Here is an 18,685-nt window from a genome sequence, read left to right as displayed (position 1 = left end):
CTGTCTTTCTCAGCGATTTGAAGGCTGTGCCCTATAGCCGAAAGAACGATAATCCGTCTCCCTATAATCTTTGTCCCGTCTTCGAGTCCGAGGATGGAGTGCCTCAGATGCGTGCTATTCGCGATGGGCTGGTCTTTTTCGGGGCGATGGTTGTGATAGCAGGTTTTATCTTTTCCTTTGGTTTGCTCTTGAACAGCTTCCAGGTTCCAGGATTATTGGCGCTTCTTCTTGCCGGTTTGTTGCTTTACTTCTTTTTCCTGGTAGCCCGTCACATTCTGTTGGCCTTTAGGATTAATAAGGCTTGGAAGAATGGTTGGATCGACTTTTACCCAGTCCTTTTCGGCAGCTTTTTCTGTGACAAGCAGGGCCGGAAGACTGGAAAGAAGGGCCATTTTTATGTCGCCAAAGCTCTCGTTGTGGCGCTGAACGGTGAATCCCGGATGCTCGAGGTGTTGGTGGAAGGTCTGAGCCCGGACCGAATGATTAAGGAAGGCGCGACCATGGCGCGGGATCGGCAGGGTCTGCGCCTTGACGCGATTCATAATAATGGTTGGACATTCTGGTCCGTCGTCCGCGGCAAGCCACTGGAGCACGGTAGCGTGGAACATGGACTTTCCGCTTCCCAGGTGGCTGTTGGCTTGGACCGTGTGAGACATAGTTGGCCACTGGAAGAGTTGCAGTTCTTTCTTGATTTCTCCTGAGTCTTAGTCGGTAACCGTTGGCCGTGGGCCGTTTCACCTACCAGCCAGTGTATTGCCGGTTTTGCGTCGCTGGCCTGTAGACTGGTTCGGTACATACGGACGCGTCTACCGCAGAAAGTGCATAGCTTTAATGTCTGAATCCATCTCCCGCGACCACAGCCGTGACCGCGAAGGTTCCTCGGAAGGCAACCGTGGGCACAACCGCTCTGGGGGTCGCAAGTTTGAAAAGCGTGGCGGCGCATCGGGGCGTCGTCAAGAGCGTCGCGGTGATCGCCGTGATGAGCGCCGAGGCGGCCGCGATGGTGCCAACCCCCGCCGCGATAATCGTCGCAATGATTCTAAGAGCCACGGTTGTGATAAGAACAAGGCCTCACATCCGCAACGTTCGGGCTACCGTGAGGAGCGGATCAATCGCCGCATGACGGACCCGGATCTGCCTTCTGATATCGATATCACTGATCTCGATCCCTCGGTTCTGCAGGACCTCTCCTCGCTATCGAAGGAGAACTCCGAAGCTGTGGCTAAGCACCTCATCATGGCGGCAACCTGGCTTGATGACGATCCACAGCTGTCGCTTCGCCATGCCCGAGCAGCCAAGGATCGTGCCGGTCGTGTCTCGGTTGCCCGAGAGATGAACGGTATCGCCGCGTATCGCGCAGGTGAGTGGAAGGAAGCTCTCGCAGAGCTGCGCGCTGCGCGCCGCATTTCCGGTGGACCAGGTTTGATGGCGGTGATGGCTGACTGTGAGCGTGGTCTTGGCTGCCCAGAAAAGGCTGTCGAGCTGTGGCGTAGCGAGGACGCTAAGGAGCTCGCTCCGGAGGACATCATCGAATTGGCCATTGTCGCTGCGGGCGCTCGGCTGGACATGGGCCAGGCAGACTCCGCTGTGGTCACGGTTCAGCGTGCGCAGCCCACGAAGGACGCCAAGGGTGTCTCCGCGTGCCGTCTTGCTTATGCCTATGCGAATGCGTTGCTGGAGGCTGGCCGTAAGGATGAGGCACGGGAATGGTTCCAGCATGCTATCGAGATTGACGAAGGAGACTGGACCGACGCCGCGGAGCGTCTGGCCGAGTGCAAATAATGAGTATTCTCAAAACTCACGATTCGTTGCTGTTAGACCTTGACGGAACCGTGTGGGAGGGTGGGCAGGCCCTTCAATGCGTCGTTGACGTGATTAACTCCTGTGGCATCCCCGCGGTGTATGTGACAAACAATGCGTCGCGTAGCCCCCAGACCGTGGCAGACATGCTCGGTGAGATTGGACTGGACGCCGATGCCCATCGCGTTGTCACCTCAGCGCAAGCTGTAATAAAGATCGCGCGCGAAGATCTGCCCGCAGGCGCGAAGGTCCTTGTTATTGGCGCAGAATCCTTCCGCGCGCTCGCGCGGGACGCAGGTTTCATCGTCGTCGATAGCGCCGATGATCGGCCTGCTGCCGTGCTGCAGGGCATGGATAAGTCTGTGGGGTGGGAGCAGCTCTCTGAAGGCGCGCTTGCCATCAACCAAGGTGCCAAATACTATGCCTCGAACCTGGATACGTCGCTGCCAACGGAGCGCGGAATGGCTGTAGGTAACGGTTCGCTCGTCGCAGCTATTGTTTCCACAACAGGCGTCGAGCCAGTGTCGGCAGGCAAGCCGGAGCCTGCCATGTTTACCCAGGCAGCTAAGCTGGTGAACTCGTCGAAGCCCCTCGCTGTTGGGGACCGCCTAGACACCGATATCGTCGGCGGCAACAATGCGGCCATGGATACTTTCCACGTGCTGACAGGCGTATCCCGTGAGCTGGCGCTCATTGAAGCAACGCCGGAGGAGCGTCCGAATTTCATTGGTGCCGGATTCCACGAGCTTTCCTTGTCGGAAGCGCAAGCGCGTCCGGGCGCCCAGGGTGGGTTTAGGGCGCGTTTTGATGGCTATGACATCGTTCTGCAAGGTGGGAACGAGAAATCTACGTCGGTCGAGGCACTGCGTACCGTTTTGGAGGTAGCCTGGGCAGGCGCTGAGCCTCCGCGCTATATTCAGCCGCGGAGCGAAGCCGCGGAGAGGGTAGTGTCCACATGGCGGTAAAACCCCATGACCCGCGCGCAGTGTTGGCCCCAGAGACCCTCGATGCGTCCATCACCGAGATTCTCACCGAGCCCGCAGAGACTCTTGAGGAAGAGCTAGCTCAGCTGGACCGCGCTCATACCGTTTTGCGCGATGCGCTCCAAGATAATTAGTGCGAATCACCGAGGATTCTAGGGGAAAGAGGACCTAATCATGCCACCGCAACGTCGCCGTCTCGACGCAGAGTTGGTACGCCGCAAGATTGCGCGCTCACGAGAACAAGCCGTTGAGATGATTAAGGCTGGTCGGGTGACGGTGGGGGGCTTCAAGGCTACGAAACCCGCGACTGTGGTCGAGCCAGAGGTGTCTATTAAGGTCGAAGCCAGCGAGGGTGATGATTGGGCGTCGCGAGGCGCGCACAAGCTCCTCGGTGCGCTTGCGGCTTTCGACGTTGACCTCAAAGGCAAGCGTGTCTTGGACGCGGGCGCGTCCACCGGCGGTTTTACTGATGTCTGTTTGCGCCGCGGTGCCGCAGAAGTGCTTTCAGTTGACGTGGGCTATGGACAGCTATTGTGGCGCTTGCAAAACAATGAGCGCGTTACTGTGCTGGACCGCACCAACATTCGCAACCTGACTCTTGAACAGACGAATGGGCCTTGCGACGCTATGGTGGGTGATCTTTCGTTTATCTCCCTAAAACTGGTACTTCCGGCAATCGTAGAATGCATGGCTGATGGCGCATGGTTATTACCCATGGTCAAGCCGCAGTTTGAAGTAGGAAAGGACCGGATAGGGGCCGGCGGAGTGGTGCGTTCGCCTGAGCTTCGCGCGGAAGTGACCAAGGACGTGGCTGTCTTCGCCCAAGAGCTCGGATTGAGCGTCAAAGGCGTGGCGGCATCCCCGCTACCCGGACCAAGCGGCAATGTCGAATACTTCCTGTGGTTGGTCAAGGATGGCTTGTCCACCCCAGAAGATAAGCTGGATGTACTGATCGACACGGCAATCAAGGAAGGACCCCAGTGAGCAGGACTAGCGCCGCGGAGGGCACCACTCGCCGCGAAATTCTTCTTGTCCCGCACGCTAGCCGCGAGGATAACCTCGCTGCCACGCACCGTGCAGCAGAGCTGCTGCAGGAGGCTGGCATCAAGGTACGCGTCTGCGGAGCGGACACCGTTCTCCCTGGGCTGCAGCACGTGAGGCATACGCCGGCGGCAGCTGAAGGCTGTGAGCTAGTCCTCGTGCTCGGTGGTGATGGCACGTTCTTGCGCGCTGCCGACATGGCACGTGCAGTGGACGTCCCCGTCCTAGGCATCAATCTGGGGCACGTTGGCTTCCTCGCAGAGTGGGAAGCGGAGTCCCTAGACCGTGCGCTCGTGCGCGTCATCGAGCAGTCCTATGACGTCGAAGACCGCCTGACCATTGACGTTGCAGTGTTTGATGCAGAAGGAAAGCTGCGGGAGCGTAGCTGGGCGCTCAATGAGGCCTCGATTGAGAACCTCAATCGCTCAGGGGTCCTTGATGCCATCCTCGAGGTGGATGGACGTCCTGTCTCAGCTTTTGGGTGCGATGGTGTTCTTATCTCCACTCCGACGGGCTCCACGGCCTATGCCTTCTCAGCTGGCGGGCCGGTATTGTGGCCCTCTCTCGATGCCATCCTGGTGGTTCCGAACAATGCGCATGCACTGTTTACTAAACCACTCGTAGTCTCTCCGGATTCGCAGGTGGCGGTGGAATCGGCCTCGGCTACGACTCCGGCCGTGGTAATCCTCGATGGTTTCCGTGAGATTTCTATGCCGCCGGGTTCGCGCGTGGAAGTCGTGCGTGGTGAAAGGCCCGTGCGCTGGGTTCGGTTGGACCAGCAGCCCTTCACCGACCGCCTCGTATCCAAGCTCCGCCTCCCCGTGGAAGGTTGGCGCGGACCCCGGCACTAACTGCTCTAGCGCGTATTCAGGAAGGAAGATACCGCACTGTGCTCGTTGATATCAGCATCTCGGACCTCGGCGTTATCGAAAGCTCCGCTGCGGAGCTCTCGCAGGGGCTTACCGTGCTTACCGGTGAAACTGGCGCCGGTAAGACCATGGTTGTGACTGGCTTGCGCCTGCTGGCTGGCTGTCGCGCTGATGCATCACGCGTGCGCGATGGGGCCTCGAAAGCGGCCGTGGAAGGTCATTTTTCCTCCGATTCACCGGCTGTGGCGGCGTTGGTCGAGGACGCAGGCGGAGAGCCGGATGAGAACGGTGAGTATATTGCCTCCCGCACGGTGTCTGCGGCAGGGCGCTCACGAGCCTATTTGGGCGGGCGGTCGGTGCCGGCGGCGACATTGGGAGAATTCGCTTCCCACCTCATCACTGTGCATGGGCAAAATGACCAGCTGCGCTTGCTGTCGGCTGATCAACAGCTGGCCGCCATCGATCGCTTCGAGCCTTCTATCGAGAAGAGCCGTAGCGCGTATACCGAGGCTTTTAGGCAGTGGCGCGCATTGGCCAAGGACTACCAGCACCGGATGGAGTCCCGTCGTGAGATGGCCCAAGAGGTGGACCGCTTGCAGTTCGCCATTAAGGAGATTTCTGATCTCGAGCCGGAGCCCGGTGAGGATGCTGAGCTCGTAGCTCTGATTAAGCGTTTGCAAGACGTCGATGCTTTGCGCGAAGGCGCAGCCACTGCTCTGAGTGCTTTGGACGGCGGTGAAGGTTTTGGTGATGAGGACACTGCCGTCAACCTTGTCGGTGCAGCTGAATCGGCATTGACTGGGGCGAGCGATGCCGAGCTGACCCGGCTAGGAGAGCGGTTGAGTGAAGTCACCACGCAGCTGACCGATATCGCTGCCGAGCTCACCACGTATTTGAGCGATCTGCCTGCGGATCCCAACCTCCTCGAGGAATCTTTGCAACGCCAGCAAGAGCTCAAGCTCCTCACGCGCAAGTATGCTGCTGACATTGATGGAGTTCTGGCCTGGCGGGACGCTGCTGAGGCGAAACTTGCGACCTTGGATACCTCCACCGAGGCCCTCGAGGCTTTGAAGAAGGAAGTAATGGAGGCCGAAAAGACGATGGTGGCCAAGGCAGAGGCACTCACTGCCGCTCGAACCAAGGCCGCGAAGAAGCTCGGGGCTCAGGTCACCGAAGAAATCCATGGCTTGGCCATGCCAAACTCCACCTTGACGGCCGCCGTGAAGAAGGCCAAATATTCTAAGACTGGCGCGGATGAGGTGGAGTTCCAGCTCAACGGCAAACCGCTAGCTTCCGCGGCCTCGGGAGGTGAGCTCTCCCGCGTCATGTTGGCTATGGAGGTGGTTCTGGCCAGTGGTGACGGCACCACGCTGGTCTTCGATGAGGTGGATGCCGGTGTCGGAGGGCGCGCGGCGGTGGAAATTGGGCGTCGCCTAGCACGGCTTTCGACTACCAACCAGGTCATCTGCGTTACCCACCTGCCCCAGGTAGCTGCCTATGCAGATTCGCACCTGCATGTGTCCAAGGAGAAGTTCACGTCAGGCGTGGCGGATCTGACGCCCGAGGAGCGCGTCGAGGAGCTCGCTCGTATGCTGGCTGGTCTCGATGACACCGAGACCGGTCGCGCGCACGCTCAGGAGCTATTTGATAGAGCTCAAGCAGAAGTTGAGACTTTCCGCGCGCCTTCCACACATTGAGCCCTTAACAGGGGAAACTGTCAGGCATGAGTCTGTTTTCCCGTAACACCGATCTGCCTGGAGAGCACGGCGCGCTGCGTGATTGCACCCCGGGTGGCAAAGGCATGAAGAAGTTTAGCGCTGGTGACTTCGCCGTCATCAACGCTGCCAATATTTCCCGCCAAGAGGCCCAGACCCTCGTGGACATGAAGCCGGCCGCCGTTATCAATGTCGCCGAGTTTTCCACTGGTTCTATCCCGAACTATGGCCCGCATATGTTGCTTGACGCCGACGTCACCCTCGTTGAAGGCGTCGGTCAAGACTTCGTGAGCAACTTCAAGGATGGAAAGAAGGCACGACTCACTGAGGATGGAGCGATTTATTCTGGTGATACCCAGCTATCCTCCGGAACGGTAGTTACTCGTGACCGGGCGGAGAAGAATTTCGCTTCTGCCCAACAGGAACTCATCGATCACATGGAGGCATATTTCGGCAACTCCATCGAGTTCATTCATTCCGAGGGGCCCCTGCTCATCGACGGCCTGGGCGTACCCGATGCGGGTTCCGACATGGCTGGCCGTAAAGTACTCGTGGTCTCGCCCTCCGAGGAACACCGTAAGAAGCTGACGCTTCTGCGCAATTTCATCCGCGAGTATGAACCCATCATCATTGGCGTGGATTCTGCAGCCGATACGTTGGTAGAGCTGGGTTACCAGCCCCACTTCATCGTGGGAAATCCCTCCGAGGTGAGCTCGGAAACCTTGCGCAGCGGCGCCCAGGTTATTCTTCCGGCTGAGCCAGACGGGACTGCTGAAGGGCTCGAGCGTATTCAGGACCTGGGGATAGGCGCGATGACTTTCCCGGCAGCTACGGACTCAGCCACCGACCTTGCCCTACTGTTAGCGGACTACCACGAGGCCCAGATGATCGTGCAGGTCGGGGGAGCCCTCGATCTCGATGACATCTTCGCCAATGAGTCGAATGCTACGCCAGCGGCCTTGCTGTGCCACATGAAGGCAGGGACGCGCCTGGTGGATGCGGACGCTGTTATTGACCTCTATACTGCGCCGAATTCCGGCGCTATGGGGTGGCTGTGGGCGCTGCTCGGCATTCTCGTGGCACTCGCTGCGGTTATTCTGATCGTCGGCTTGGGTGGCGATGAATCCTTCCTCCAGAACTTGATCGATACCTGGAATAACTTCGCATTGAGCGTGCAGGGGTGGTTCAAGTGATGGTGTCGCCTAAATCCTTCGTCGTTGCTGGGCTCGGTTTCGGCGCAGCACTAGGCATTGCACTCGGCACGCTGGTGATCGCCCCCAACATGGATTCCGCCCCTGGCCCCGGCGGTGAATCCACAGATGAGGTGCGGGAAAAGTACAGCGAGCTGGTGCTGGACCACAATATTGCAGAGGCTCAGTTGGACTCTGCGGATTCCGTCATGGGAGAGCTCGGTCGTTTCGTGGTTGATGGATCCCTATTCCAGCGCCCAGTCATGGTGCTGAGCATGCCCGATGCTGATGATGCCGATGTTAAGGCTGTGAAGGATCTGCTGGGGTCGGCGGATTCCACCGACGCCGGAAGCATCAAGTTGACCGACAAATTCCTTGCCCAAGATTCGGCAGACAAGCTCCTGTCCCTCGTGACCTCTACCTTGCCGGCCGGTGCGAAGCTCGACAAGAAGAAGGTCGACGCCGGAACTCATTCCGGCCAAGCTCTCGCCGCGGGCCTGCTGATGGATGCTAAGACCACCGAGCCTCTTGCCAGCGTTGAGGACCGGGCCACCTTGCTGCGTGCCCTGCGCGATGCCGGCTATATCGACTACAAAGACGGGACTATTCTGCCCGCCCAAGCAGTCGTTGTCGTGGGCGGCGGCTTGGTCCCGGGTGATGATGAGAACAGCGCTGCGAAGAAGTACGCTATCGATAACACCGTCAAATTCCTCGAAGGTTTTGATTCCGTAGACACCGCTATGGTCTATGCCGGTCGCGTGCAATCTGCCGGCGATGATGGAGTCTTGGATAAGCTTCGTGCCGCCAAGACAGAAATCAGCACTGTGGATTCTATCGATCACCCAGTGTCCCAGATGGCTACCGTCCTGGCGGTGAAGGAACAACTGGATGGCGGTAAGGGCGTCTACGGTTCTGCGGCGAATGCTGAAGGCGCAGCGCCGGCGCTGCCGAAGGACCTCTAGATGTCACACGAGTTTCGCACGGTAGGTAGCGAGCTGCTTGTCGACGCCCCCATCATCGCCGTTCGTCGCGATGACGTTGTCATGCCAGGGGAGGTCGTAGCGCAACGCGAGATTGTAGAGCACCTCGGCGCCGTCGCCGTTGTGGCCTTGGACGAGAGCAACCGGGTCGCCATGGTGGAGCAGTACCGCCATAGCGTCGCCAAGCGCCTGTGGGAGCTACCGGCTGGATTACTCGACGTCAAGGGTGAAGATGAGCTCAGCGGCGCGCAACGCGAGCTCCAGGAGGAGGCCGGGCTAGCCGCCGAGGAGTGGGCAGTGTTGACCGATTTGGTGACCTCCCCAGGTTTTTGTGAGGAAGCCGTGCGCGTCTTCTTAGCGCGAGGCCTGTCCTCCGTGGAGAAGCTCGCAGCCGAAGGCGATGAAGAAGCAGACATGAGTTTCGCCTGGGTGCCCCTCGAGGAGGCCGTCGAGCGGATCCTCGCGGGGGAGATTGTGAACTCGATTGCGGTGGCGGGACTTCTCGCAGCTTATGCCTGCGTGCAAGAGGGGCGCGCGGCGCGCTCGGTTGATGCGCCCTTCGAGCTGCGTCCGCAATCTCTAGCGCAACGGCGCCCTGGACCGGATCTGAAGAAGCTGTGACGCAGTCGAGCTCCGCCGCAGCTGCGGGAGAAGCATGGTTGATGCACCTCATGGTTGAAAAAGGTGCCTCAAAGAACACCGTGAGCAACTACCGACGAGATATCAATCGCTATGTTGATTGGCTCGCGGAATCCGGCATCACGGACCTGCGCCGGGTAACCCGCGCACACGTGGAAAATTACCTCGTTTTTCTCCGAGAATCTTTGGCGCAGTCTTCTGCTAGCCGCGCACTGATTGTGGCGCGCGGCTTGCACAAGTTTGCGCTAGCGGAGGGAATGATTGAGGAGGATGTGGCGGCGGAAGTATCCCCGCCCAAGCGGGCGCAAGCGTTGCCAGAGACACTCAGCGTGCAGGACGTCGAGGCTCTCCTCAACGCTATCCCCACCGATGAATCCGCGACGCCCATTGATATTCGGGATCGCGCTCTCTTGGAAATGCTGTATGGAACGGGTGCCCGTATTTCCGAAGTGATTTCGCTGAGCGTGGACGATGTGACGGGTGAGGGGCCGGCGTCGGTTCGGGACATCCTCGTGCTCAGCGGCAAGGGCGATAAGCAGCGCCTCGTTCCCCTGGGTTCCCATGCGGTCACAGCGGTGGAGAACTACCTGGTGCGTGCCCGGCCGGTTCTGGCAACGGGGGCCTCCCACTCCTTGTTCCTCAACACTCGGGGAAAGGCTTTGTCGCGGCAAAGCGCCTGGGCTGCGATCAAGACCGCAGCGCAGCGTGCGCACTTGAGCACGAAGATTTCCCCGCACACTTTGCGGCATTCTTTTGCTACCCATTTGCTGGAGGGCGGGGCGGATGTGCGTACCGTGCAGGAGCTCTTGGGGCATTCTTCCGTTACGACGACACAGATTTATACCCACGTGACCGCGGATTCGCTCCGCGAGGTATGGCGCACTGCGCACCCGCGTGCCTAGGGCACCTAGAATCATCACGACGTCTAGCAATGAAAAGGATTCTTATGGCTTCAACCGCATCTTTCTCCCGAACTTATCGCGGGATGGCTCTAGCCTTCGCGCTCACCGTGGCCCCGCTGTCCGGTATCCTCGCCGGCCCAGTGAGCGGGAAGGGTGAAATAGCTGGGTTTGGGGCGGCGGTTGCGCACGCGCAAGATGCCACCATCCCGGTGCCGGCCGGTCAGACGACAACCGTTTCCTTGCCTGTGCCTGTCGACGTCAACGTTGCCTCCGATGGGTGGAATGTCAACGCTTCTGGTGGTACTGCAACGGTGACCGCGCCGGCCGCTGGAGGACAAATCAGTGTTCCGGTGACCTACCAGGGCGTGACCATGACTATCGTGCTCGTGGCAGATGCTGAGGTAACCGCCGAGGACCTCAATGATGCGGCTGAAAGCGGCGATCCGGAGAGCCTCGGAGGGGGACAGCAGAACCCAGGTGGCGTGGATAGTCCTGAGGATGGCGGGGATCCTCAGGGCGGCACAGGCGGAGATGAAAAAGAAGGCGGAAATGATCCTGCCACCGGCGGCTCGGCGCCTGCCACAGATGGCGGTGGCCAAGGACAAGAGCGCCCTCCGCGCACTGGCCGCGGCTGGGAGGGTGTCGATGATTCCCACACGGCTTATGTCAACCTGGAATCCACGATCGACGGACAGACAATTACCGCCAAGCTTGGGTTCAAGCAGGCTCTAGATCTGTATAACCGCTTCAAGCATCTTGAGGATGACGGGGTCACGCTGCGTTACCTCAATGCGGAGGGCGAGTTTGTGGAAGGCGTGAAGCGCGAGATCGATAAAGGTTCGCGTACTATGACGTTGACCTATCCAGAAGGTACGGAGCCCGACAATCCTTTCATCATGCAGTTCTTTAATAAGGACAATCAGTCCGCGGAGCTGGTAGTGACGCTTACGGATCCGACTCGTGAGAACGCTAGTGAGGTACCGCCGGAGCAGCAGCTCGATTCTGATGGTGCCAACGGGTCTGACAGCGAGGAACAGGATAGCTCGGGAATGGGAGCTGGTCTGCTCGCAGCGGGCATTGTGGGCATCGGGATCATCGCTCTCATCGTCGGGTTTGTCGTGAAGAGGCGCCGCTCGACGTCGCAGGAAGAGCTTTCTTAATCTAGGTTGCAGGCTTTATTCTGTGGTTTGTGCTAGCTATAATCGCGGCACGGGCACCCAAGGGGTACCCTATAATCACAAGGATGTAAGAATGTAGCGCCGGTCGGGGGCTGCAGTGTCGAAGCGGAAAGGCCGCAGAGAGGCCGTAAGGTCAAGGAAGCAGGTGTGACTGTGAGCGACGAGGGACTGTTTGAGGCCTCAGAAGCGCAGGTCGGGTTGACCGGCCGCCCACTGCGGGAGCTTCCGGAACCAGAGCCGTTGGAAAAGCATGGTCCCGCGACGATTATCTCCATGTGCAACCAGAAGGGCGGTGTGGGAAAGACCACGTCCACCATTAACATGGGCGCATGTTTGGCGGAACTCGGGCGTAAAGTCCTCCTCGTTGACTTGGATCCCCAGGGTGCTCTTTCGGCCGGTCTGGGCCTAACCCACGACCAGATCCAAGACACCATCTATGACGTCATGCTCGACAGTGAGGTCTCGGTGCACTCGGCCATCGTGCATACCGGTGTGGCGGGGCTCGACCTTGTTCCAGCCAACATCGACCTGTCCGCCGCGGAAATTCAGATGGTCAACGAGGTAGGCCGCGAGCACACTCTGGCCCGCGCGCTGCGCCCTGTGCGCAAGGACTATGACTTCATCATCATTGACTGCCAGCCCTCCCTGGGCCTGCTGACCGTCAACGCCTTGGCTTGTTCGCAGGGCGTCATCATTCCTATGGAATGCGAGTTCTTCTCCCTGCGTGGTCTCGCCTTGTTGACCGACACTGTGGAGAAGGTGGCTGACCGAATCAATTTTGACCTTGAGATCATGGGCATTTTGGTCACCATGTTTGATCGCCGCACCCGCCACGCGCGCGAGGTCATGGACCGTGTGGTGGAGTACTTCGGTGACAAGGTTTTCGACACGGTGATTACCCGCACCGTGCGTTTCCCTGAGACATCTGTCGCCGGCGAGCCCATTACTACGTGGGCCCCGAGCTCCCAGGCGGCCAAGCAGTACCGCGACCTAGCTAAAGAGGTCATTGAGCGGGCTAACAGCTAGCCACCTACTATGACCCAACCGGAGATCACCGGCTTTCGCATCGCGCTGGGCAACTTCGAGGGCCCGTTCGATCTGCTGCTCCAGCTGATTCAGGCAAAGAAGCTGGACGTTACGGAAGTGGCGCTGTCTGAAGTCACTGACGAGTTTGTGGCTTATACACGTGCGCTGGGAGAAACTGCGGACTTGGATGAGACCACGGAGTTCCTCCTCATTGCCGCCACACTCCTGGACCTGAAGGCAGCGCGTTTGCTACCTCGCGGCGAGGTTGATGATTTGGAGGACCTCGAGCTTCTGGAGACCCGCGATCTGCTTTTCGCGCGTTTGCTGCAGTACAAGGCCTATAAACAAGTAGCCGACCAGTTCGCGCAGTGGCAGCGTGCTGCCCAGCGGCGCTATCCGCGGGCGGTGGCCATGGAGGAGCGCTTTAGTGATCTCCTCCCGCCGGTGAAGCTGGGACACACTCCAGCGAGCTTCGCAGAGCTGGCCGCGGGTGTCTTCCGTCCCAAGCCGCCGGAGGAGGTCGCGACTGGGCACATCCACCAAGTTGCTGTTTCCGTGCCGGAGCAGGCTGGAAAGATCCTCACTACGCTCAAGCTGCTGGGCACGGGGCAGTGGATGAGTTTCGATGCCTTAACGAGGGACTGCACCGTCTCGATGGAAGTCGTTGGCCGCTTCCTAGCATTGCTGGAGCTGTATAAAGCCAAGGCTGTGGATGCTTCCCAACCGGAATCTTTGGGGCCGCTCGAATTATCGTGGACTGGCCTCGACGTAGATCCGGCCGTGGTCGCAGCGGCGAACTGGGATTAAGGTACGCTACCGAGTCATGGACGACACGTCATCCCCGGCACCTAGCGAAGCGGCCCCCTCCAACGGACAGAGAGCTTTGCCCCTCATCCCGCAGCTGCGCTCACGCCTCGAATCGATACTCCTCGTCGTCGACTCGCCTGCAAGCGTGGAAGAGCTAGCCCGCGTGTTGGACGCGGAGCCCACTGTTGTCAGCGACACCTTGCGGGCTGTGGAACGAGAACTGACCGAGCGTGGTTCCGGAATCGACCTGCGCGAGACACCCGAGGGGTGGCGCTTCTATACGCGTAAAGAGAACGCAGATGCCGTGGAGCAGTTTGTTCTTGATGGCACCCAAACCAAACTCTCCCGCGCAGCCCTAGAAACCTTGGCGGTCATCGCATACCGCCAGCCGGTAACTCGAGCTCAAGTCGCAGGTGTTCGCGGCGTTAACGTTGATGGAGTCGTCCGGACACTATTGTTACGTGGACTCATTCGGGAGATAGAAAGCCCTGAGCCCTCTGTGGGACATGCGCACCAGTATGAGACCACTGAGCTTTTTCTCGAGCTACTCGGCATTGATTCTCTTGAGCGCCTTCCGGATCTTGCTCCGCTGTTGCCAGACATCGAGCAGATCGACGAGGACTACTCATAAAGGCCTACTCTGCGGTAGGATTGCGGCCGGACAGAGGCGTGTTTTCACGCCCAGCAAATTGAAGATCTATTGAGAGGACACATTCCCGTGACTCCACCCGCTCGCCGCGATGGCACACCGGAAAAGAAAAAGCGTGACAGCGACATGATCGTGTCGAACGCTAAGCCGGCTCGCCATCAGCATGTGAAGAAGAAGGCCACTGCAGATTCCGTCGCCCGTGACTTGGGCGCGGATTGGCTGGTGGAAGGTAAGAATAAGAAGAATTCCCAGAACCAAGGCGAACGCCTCCAAAAGGTGTTGGCCAAGGCCGGTGTTGCTTCGCGTCGCCACGCTGAGATCCTGATCGATGAGGGCCGCGTCGAGGTCAACGGTCAGGTCATCATCAAGCAGGGCACCCGCGTGGATCCCAACAAGGACGTCATCCGGGTGGATGGCACCCGCATCAACGTCAACGAAGAGACACAGTACTTCGTGCTTAACAAGCCCCGCGGGATGCAGTCCACCATGTCGGATGACATGGGTCGGCCTTGCGTGGGCGATGTCGTGGCTGATCGTGTCGTGGCAGGTCAGCGCCTATTCCACGTCGGGCGTCTCGACGCCGACACCGAGGGGCTCCTTTTGCTGACCAACGACGGCGAACTTGCTAACCGCCTCATGCACCCCAAATACGAGGTCACCAAGACGTACTTGGCCACGGTGCTGGGGGAGGCCGATAAGAAGCTCATTCGTCAACTGCGCGAGGGTATCGAATTAGAAGATGGCTTGGCGCAGGCAGACTATGTGCAAATCGTGGACAAGAACCAAGGCTATTCGCTGGTGCGCGTAGAGCTGCACGAGGGCCGCAAGCACATCGTTCGCCGCATGCTGAAAGAAGCCGGCTACCCAGTGCAGCGCCTCGTGCGCACTAAGCTTCACACAGTACAGCTGGGCGATATGAAGCCTGGCTCCCTGCGTGCTTTGAACTCCAATGAATTGACCAGCCTGTACAAGGCGGTGGGGATGTAATGATTTCAAATATGCCCGATCAAGGCCTCATCTTGGCTGTTGACGGCCCCTCTGGGACCGGTAAGTCCACGACGTGCCGCGCGTTGGCCAAGCAGCTTGAGGCGAAGTATGTAGACACCGGGGCCATGTACCGCGTGGCTACTCTGGCTGTACTGCGTGCAGGGGTGGACCCGGCGGATACTGACGCGGTGATTGCCGCGACTGCAGACCTTCCCCTTGAGGTTTCCGATGACCCTGATTCCACCCAGGTTATCTTCGATGGTGAAGACGTTTCCCGCGTTATCCGCGAGGATGAGGTCACCCGCAATGTCTCGGCGGTATCGGCAATCCCGGAAGTACGTCAGAACCTTGTTGAACTGCAACGGAAGCTGGCGGCACAGGCCCACCGCGCGATTGTGGAAGGACGTGACATCGGCACTGTCGTTCTCGCGGATGCCCCCGCGAAGGCGTATATGACGGCCAGTGCCGAGGTCCGCGCGCAGCGCCGCCACGACCAGAACCTCGCCGCCGGCATTGAATCGGATTTTGACACCGTGCTTGCCGACGTCGAACGGCGCGACGCCGCAGACTCCTCCCGCGCCACCTCGCCGTTGCGCCCAGCTGAGGACGCGGTGCTCGTCGATACGTCCGAGATGACCCGTGAGGAAGTCCTCGACGCACTCATCGCCGTCGTGAAAGAATCTGCTGCAAAGGAGGCCTCGAATGACTAATGAACCGCAGAATCCGGATCTGAATCCGGAGCAGCAGCCGGAAGATTTCGAGACGGAATTCCACTACCCGGTGGGCAAACTTGAGGAAGAGGTCGTGCGCGATCCGCACGGCGGCTGGGCGCAAAAGGATTTCGATTCCGAGGACTTCGACTATGAGTTTGACGAGTCAGAATTCGGCGAGGCTGATTTCGGTGACGAAGAAGAACCGGCCGAAGGTGATGCCCCGCTGAGTGAGGAGGAATGGGAAGCTCTATCCCATGCCTTTGGAGTAGGTGAGGAGCACACGGAGGAAAACCTCTGCACGGTGGCCGTGGTGGGCCGGCCGAACGTGGGTAAGTCTTCCCTCGTTAACCGCTTCCTTGGCCGGCGTGAAGCAGTGGTGGAGGACCATCCTGGTGTGACCCGTGACCGTGTGTCCTACGTGGCGGACTGGAACGGCCAGCGCTTCTTCGTTCAGGACACCGGTGGCTGGGATCCAAACGTCAAGGGCATCCACGCCGCCATCGCACGTCAGGCAGAACAGGCCATGGACACTGCCGACGTCATTGTGTTCGTGGTAGACACCAAGGTGGGCATCACGGAAACCGATGCTGTAATGGCTCGAAAGCTGCAGCGCTCTGAGGTGCCCGTCATCCTCGTCTCGAACAAGTTTGATTCGGAGACGATGTACGCAGATATGGCCGAGTTCTACGCGCTGGGCTTGGGGGATCCGTGGCCGGTATCCGCCCAGCACGGCCGGGGCGGCGCCGACGTCTTGGATGAGATTCTGCGCTTGTTTCCCGAGGAACCGCGTCATTCTTCGATTACCTCCGGGCCTCGCCGCGTAGCGCTGGTGGGCAAACCGAACGTGGGTAAGTCCTCGCTTCTGAATAAGCTGACGGCGGAGGAGCGCTCCGTCGTGGACAATGCTGCCGGTACGACTGTCGACCCCGTCGACTCCTTGGTGCAGCTGGATCAGCGGCTATGGAAGTTCATCGACACTGCGGGCCTGCGTAAGAAGGTCAAGAACGCGCAGGGCCACGAGTATTACGCTTCGCTGCGCACGCGCGGCGTGATCGATGCGGCCGAGGTGTGCATCATGCTTATCGATGCTTCCCAGGAAGTCTCCGAGCAAGACCAGCGCGTACTTAACATGATTTTGGAAGCTGGTAAGGCTCTGGTCATCGCCTTCAATAAGTGGGACCTCGTGGACGAGGATCGCCGCTACTACTTGGAGCGCGAGATCGATGAGAACCTCCGTCACCTACCGTGGGTGACCCGCGTGAATATCTCGGCGGAGACCGGCCGCGCCCTGCAGAAGCTGGAGCCCGCCATGATTGAGGCCCTAGAGAGCTGGGATCAGCGCGTGTCGACTGGTCAGCTCAACAACTGGATGCGCGAGGCAATCGCCGCCAACCCGCCGCCGATGAACAATAACCGCCTCCCACGCGTGCTGTTCGCTACCCAGGCATCCACACAACCGCCGACCATCGTGTTGTTTACCACCGGCTTCCTGGATGCGGGTTATCGCCGCTATTTGGAACGCAAGTTCCGCGAGCGCTTCGGTTTCCATGGCTCGCCTGTGCGCATCGCGGTGCGCGTGCGCGAGCGCCGCCAACGCCGATGATGTGTCTGGTTAGTTGACTTTCTGATTGGTGCTCTAGAGGTGCGGCTCTCTTAACAGTATGGCCGTTACGCTGGCATTATACCGCAAGGGCGAGCAAATCCCACTCTTTTGAGAGTGTGATAATGTGCTCGTCCTTTTGTTTATGTCCGATTGAGTCCGTATGGATAGGCTGTAGATAGTTCGTTATCCATCCTTAGATTGAAGGGCGTGACATGCTAGCTAGTGTTATCGCACCAGACTCCGTCCTGGCTATCATTCTTCAAATCATCATTATTCTCGGAGCCTTGCTCCTGGGAACCCGCTATGGGGGCATTGGACTAGGCCTGATTTCCGGCATCGGCCTCTTGCTCATGGTCTTTGTCTTCGGTCTTGCTCCAGGTGAACCGCCGGTATCGGTGATGCTCACGATCATCGCCGTAATCGGCTGCGCAGCCACATTGCAACAGGCCAAGGGCTTGGAAGTGATGATGCAATTCGCGGAAAAGATCCTTCGCGCGCACCCCGAGCGCATCACGATTCTGGCCCCGCTGACAACGTGGTTCCTAACCGTGCTCTGCGGTACCGGACACGTGGTTTATACGATGTTCCCGATTATTGAGGACATCGCGCTCAAGAAGGGGATTCGCCCCGAGCGCCCGATGGCTGTGGCATCGACCTCCGCGCAAATGGGTATTACTGCCTCACCCGTATCTGTGGCAACGGTATCCCTTGCCTCCATCATTGCGGAAAATGCCGGAGTCATCGACAAGGCCTATTCCATCCCGCAGATTCTTATGGTGGCTATCCCGGCCTCGCTGTCCGGTGTTATCTTGGCCGCGTTGTGGTCGCTGCGCCGTGGAAAGGATTTGGATAAGGATCCGGTTTTCCAAGAGAAGATGAAGGACCCAGAATTCGCGGCTCGTATCAACGAGAGCACCGGTTCATTGATGAATGAGGTCTTCTCCAAGGAAGCTAGGCGTTCCGTAGTTGTGTTCCTTGTCGCTATCGCGTGCGTGGTCGTTCTCGGCGCATTCGAGTTCCTGCGTCCTGTCTTCCCGGGTAAGGATGGGGAACTGAGCCCACTGTCCATGAACCTCGTTATCCAGATGATTATGCTGGTCGCAGGTGCGATCATTCTGTTGAGCTGCAAGGTGGAACCAGCAAAGATCGCCTCCACCCCGGTCTTTAAAGCTGGCATGACCGCAGTGTTCTCAGTCTTCGGCGTGGCCTGGATGGCAGATACCTTCTTCCAAGCCCACATCGACGCCTTGGAATCTAACCTTGGTAGCGTCGTTGAGGCCGCTCCGTGGGCCTACGCAGTCGTCTTGGTTATCGTGTCTAAGCTGGTGAATTCCCAGGCTGCGGCACTCGTCGCCATTGCTCCTATCGGGCTGCAGCTAGGCATTGACCCGGCAGTCATCGTAGGCTTCTACGGTGCTGCATACGGCTACTTCATTTTGCCGACGTACCCTTCGGACCTGGCCTGCATTGGCTTCGACCGGACTGGTACGACACACATCGGCAAGTTCGTCATCAACCACTCGTTCATCATCCCTGGCGCCATCTCTGTCGTTACCTCCTGCGTAGTCGGTTCCGTGCTCGCGCAGATCCTGCTCTAAGTCCC

At 59.1% G+C, this 18,685-nt stretch carries 19 protein-coding genes; all 19 read left to right on the top strand.

The features are described from left to right. The first annotated feature begins 107 nt into the window (after window positions 1-107). The 19 genes from CAURI_RS06965 (at window position 108) to CAURI_RS06880 (ending at window position 18,680) form a co-directional block, all read left to right on the top strand. Window positions 108-701: a hypothetical protein gene (locus tag CAURI_RS06965; protein WP_010186467.1), complete on the top strand. Its 594-nt coding sequence runs from the start codon at window positions 108-110 to the stop codon at window positions 699-701. 130 nt (window positions 702-831) lie between these two features. Then, window positions 832-1,782, top strand: a complete 951-nt coding sequence (locus tag CAURI_RS06960; RefSeq protein ID WP_010186470.1) for a tetratricopeptide repeat protein — start codon at window positions 832-834, stop codon at window positions 1,780-1,782. Next, window positions 1,782-2,765: an HAD-IIA family hydrolase gene (locus tag CAURI_RS06955; RefSeq protein ID WP_010186472.1), complete on the top strand. Its 984-nt coding sequence runs from the start codon at window positions 1,782-1,784 to the stop codon at window positions 2,763-2,765. The genes CAURI_RS06960 and CAURI_RS06955 overlap by 1 nt, the downstream gene beginning before the upstream one ends. Next, window positions 2,756-2,917: a hypothetical protein gene (locus CAURI_RS13930; RefSeq protein WP_010186474.1), complete on the top strand. Its 162-nt coding sequence runs from the start codon at window positions 2,756-2,758 to the stop codon at window positions 2,915-2,917. The genes CAURI_RS06955 and CAURI_RS13930 overlap by 10 nt, the downstream gene beginning before the upstream one ends. Before the next feature lie 40 nt (window positions 2,918-2,957). Next, complete coding sequence (locus CAURI_RS06950) at window positions 2,958-3,767, top strand: TlyA family RNA methyltransferase (RefSeq protein WP_010186476.1); 810 nt, start codon at window positions 2,958-2,960, stop codon at window positions 3,765-3,767. After that, window positions 3,764-4,675, top strand: a complete 912-nt coding sequence (locus CAURI_RS06945) for an NAD kinase (protein ID WP_010186477.1) — start codon at window positions 3,764-3,766, stop codon at window positions 4,673-4,675. Before CAURI_RS06950 ends, CAURI_RS06945 begins: the two co-directional genes overlap by 4 nt. Window positions 4,676-4,713: 38 nt before the next feature. Further along, window positions 4,714-6,390, top strand: coding sequence for a DNA repair protein RecN (gene recN, locus CAURI_RS06940; RefSeq protein ID WP_010186479.1), 1,677 nt, complete (start codon window positions 4,714-4,716; stop codon window positions 6,388-6,390). A 26-nt stretch (window positions 6,391-6,416) separates the two neighbouring features. After that, entirely contained in the window at window positions 6,417-7,601 is a 1,185-nt protein-coding gene (gene steA, locus CAURI_RS06935) for a putative cytokinetic ring protein SteA (protein ID WP_010186481.1), read from the top strand. Further along, a complete protein-coding gene (locus CAURI_RS06930; protein WP_010186483.1) occupies window positions 7,601-8,560 on the top strand; it encodes a copper transporter in 960 nt (319 codons plus the stop codon). The genes steA and CAURI_RS06930 overlap by 1 nt, the downstream gene beginning before the upstream one ends. Next, entirely contained in the window at window positions 8,561-9,199 is a 639-nt protein-coding gene (locus CAURI_RS06925) for an NUDIX domain-containing protein (protein WP_010186486.1), read from the top strand. It abuts the gene before it with no gap. Beyond that, window positions 9,196-10,119, top strand: coding sequence for a site-specific tyrosine recombinase XerD (gene xerD / locus CAURI_RS06920; protein ID WP_166806574.1), 924 nt, complete (start codon window positions 9,196-9,198; stop codon window positions 10,117-10,119). The genes CAURI_RS06925 and xerD overlap by 4 nt, the downstream gene beginning before the upstream one ends. 44 nt (window positions 10,120-10,163) lie before the next feature. Then, entirely contained in the window at window positions 10,164-11,279 is a 1,116-nt protein-coding gene (locus CAURI_RS06915) for a hypothetical protein (protein WP_010186489.1), read from the top strand. A gap of 165 nt (window positions 11,280-11,444) precedes the next feature. After that, window positions 11,445-12,323: a ParA family protein gene (locus CAURI_RS06910; protein ID WP_174878616.1), complete on the top strand. Its 879-nt coding sequence runs from the start codon at window positions 11,445-11,447 to the stop codon at window positions 12,321-12,323. 9 nt (window positions 12,324-12,332) lie between these two features. Beyond that, window positions 12,333-13,130: a segregation and condensation protein A gene (locus CAURI_RS06905; protein ID WP_010186493.1), complete on the top strand. Its 798-nt coding sequence runs from the start codon at window positions 12,333-12,335 to the stop codon at window positions 13,128-13,130. Between the two features lie 16 nt (window positions 13,131-13,146). Next, window positions 13,147-13,761, top strand: coding sequence for an SMC-Scp complex subunit ScpB (gene scpB / locus CAURI_RS06900; protein WP_010186496.1), 615 nt, complete (start codon window positions 13,147-13,149; stop codon window positions 13,759-13,761). 87 nt (window positions 13,762-13,848) lie between these two features. Next, complete coding sequence (locus tag CAURI_RS06895) at window positions 13,849-14,766, top strand: pseudouridine synthase (protein WP_012715054.1); 918 nt, start codon at window positions 13,849-13,851, stop codon at window positions 14,764-14,766. Continuing rightward, window positions 14,766-15,476, top strand: a complete 711-nt coding sequence (gene cmk / locus CAURI_RS06890) for a (d)CMP kinase (protein WP_010186501.1) — start codon at window positions 14,766-14,768, stop codon at window positions 15,474-15,476. Before CAURI_RS06895 ends, cmk begins: the two co-directional genes overlap by 1 nt. Further along, window positions 15,469-17,082, top strand: a complete 1,614-nt coding sequence (der, locus tag CAURI_RS06885; protein WP_010186503.1) for a ribosome biogenesis GTPase Der — start codon at window positions 15,469-15,471, stop codon at window positions 17,080-17,082. Before cmk ends, der begins: the two co-directional genes overlap by 8 nt. A gap of 212 nt (window positions 17,083-17,294) precedes the next feature. Next, on the top strand, window positions 17,295-18,680 hold the full coding sequence (locus CAURI_RS06880) for an anaerobic C4-dicarboxylate transporter (protein WP_010186505.1): 1,386 nt from the start codon (window positions 17,295-17,297) through the stop codon (window positions 18,678-18,680). The last annotated feature ends 5 nt before the right edge of the window (window positions 18,681-18,685 follow it).

The organism is Corynebacterium aurimucosum ATCC 700975, from assembly GCF_000022905.1.
GTDB classification, from domain to species: domain Bacteria; phylum Actinomycetota; class Actinomycetes; order Mycobacteriales; family Mycobacteriaceae; genus Corynebacterium; species Corynebacterium aurimucosum_F.
Note: the sequence above shows the minus strand (reverse complement) of the source record. Positions and strands in the feature narration are given on the sequence as shown.

Coding starts and splice junctions, on each gene's coding strand:
- CAURI_RS06965 (WP_010186467.1), top strand. CDS start 108: ATGCGTGCTATTCGCGATGGGCTGGTCTTTTTCGGGGCGATGGTTGTG.
- CAURI_RS06960 (WP_010186470.1), top strand. CDS start 832: ATGTCTGAATCCATCTCCCGCGACCACAGCCGTGACCGCGAAGGTTCC.
- CAURI_RS06955 (WP_010186472.1), top strand. CDS start 1,782: ATGAGTATTCTCAAAACTCACGATTCGTTGCTGTTAGACCTTGACGGA.
- CAURI_RS13930 (WP_010186474.1), top strand. CDS start 2,756: ATGGCGGTAAAACCCCATGACCCGCGCGCAGTGTTGGCCCCAGAGACC.
- CAURI_RS06950 (WP_010186476.1), top strand. CDS start 2,958: ATGCCACCGCAACGTCGCCGTCTCGACGCAGAGTTGGTACGCCGCAAG.
- steA (WP_010186481.1), top strand. CDS start 6,417: ATGAGTCTGTTTTCCCGTAACACCGATCTGCCTGGAGAGCACGGCGCG.
- CAURI_RS06930 (WP_010186483.1), top strand. CDS start 7,601: ATGGTGTCGCCTAAATCCTTCGTCGTTGCTGGGCTCGGTTTCGGCGCA.
- CAURI_RS06925 (WP_010186486.1), top strand. CDS start 8,561: ATGTCACACGAGTTTCGCACGGTAGGTAGCGAGCTGCTTGTCGACGCC.
- CAURI_RS06915 (WP_010186489.1), top strand. CDS start 10,164: ATGGCTTCAACCGCATCTTTCTCCCGAACTTATCGCGGGATGGCTCTA.
- CAURI_RS06905 (WP_010186493.1), top strand. CDS start 12,333: ATGACCCAACCGGAGATCACCGGCTTTCGCATCGCGCTGGGCAACTTC.
- scpB (WP_010186496.1), top strand. CDS start 13,147: ATGGACGACACGTCATCCCCGGCACCTAGCGAAGCGGCCCCCTCCAAC.
- cmk (WP_010186501.1), top strand. CDS start 14,766: ATGATTTCAAATATGCCCGATCAAGGCCTCATCTTGGCTGTTGACGGC.
- der (WP_010186503.1), top strand. CDS start 15,469: ATGACTAATGAACCGCAGAATCCGGATCTGAATCCGGAGCAGCAGCCG.
- CAURI_RS06880 (WP_010186505.1), top strand. CDS start 17,295: ATGCTAGCTAGTGTTATCGCACCAGACTCCGTCCTGGCTATCATTCTT.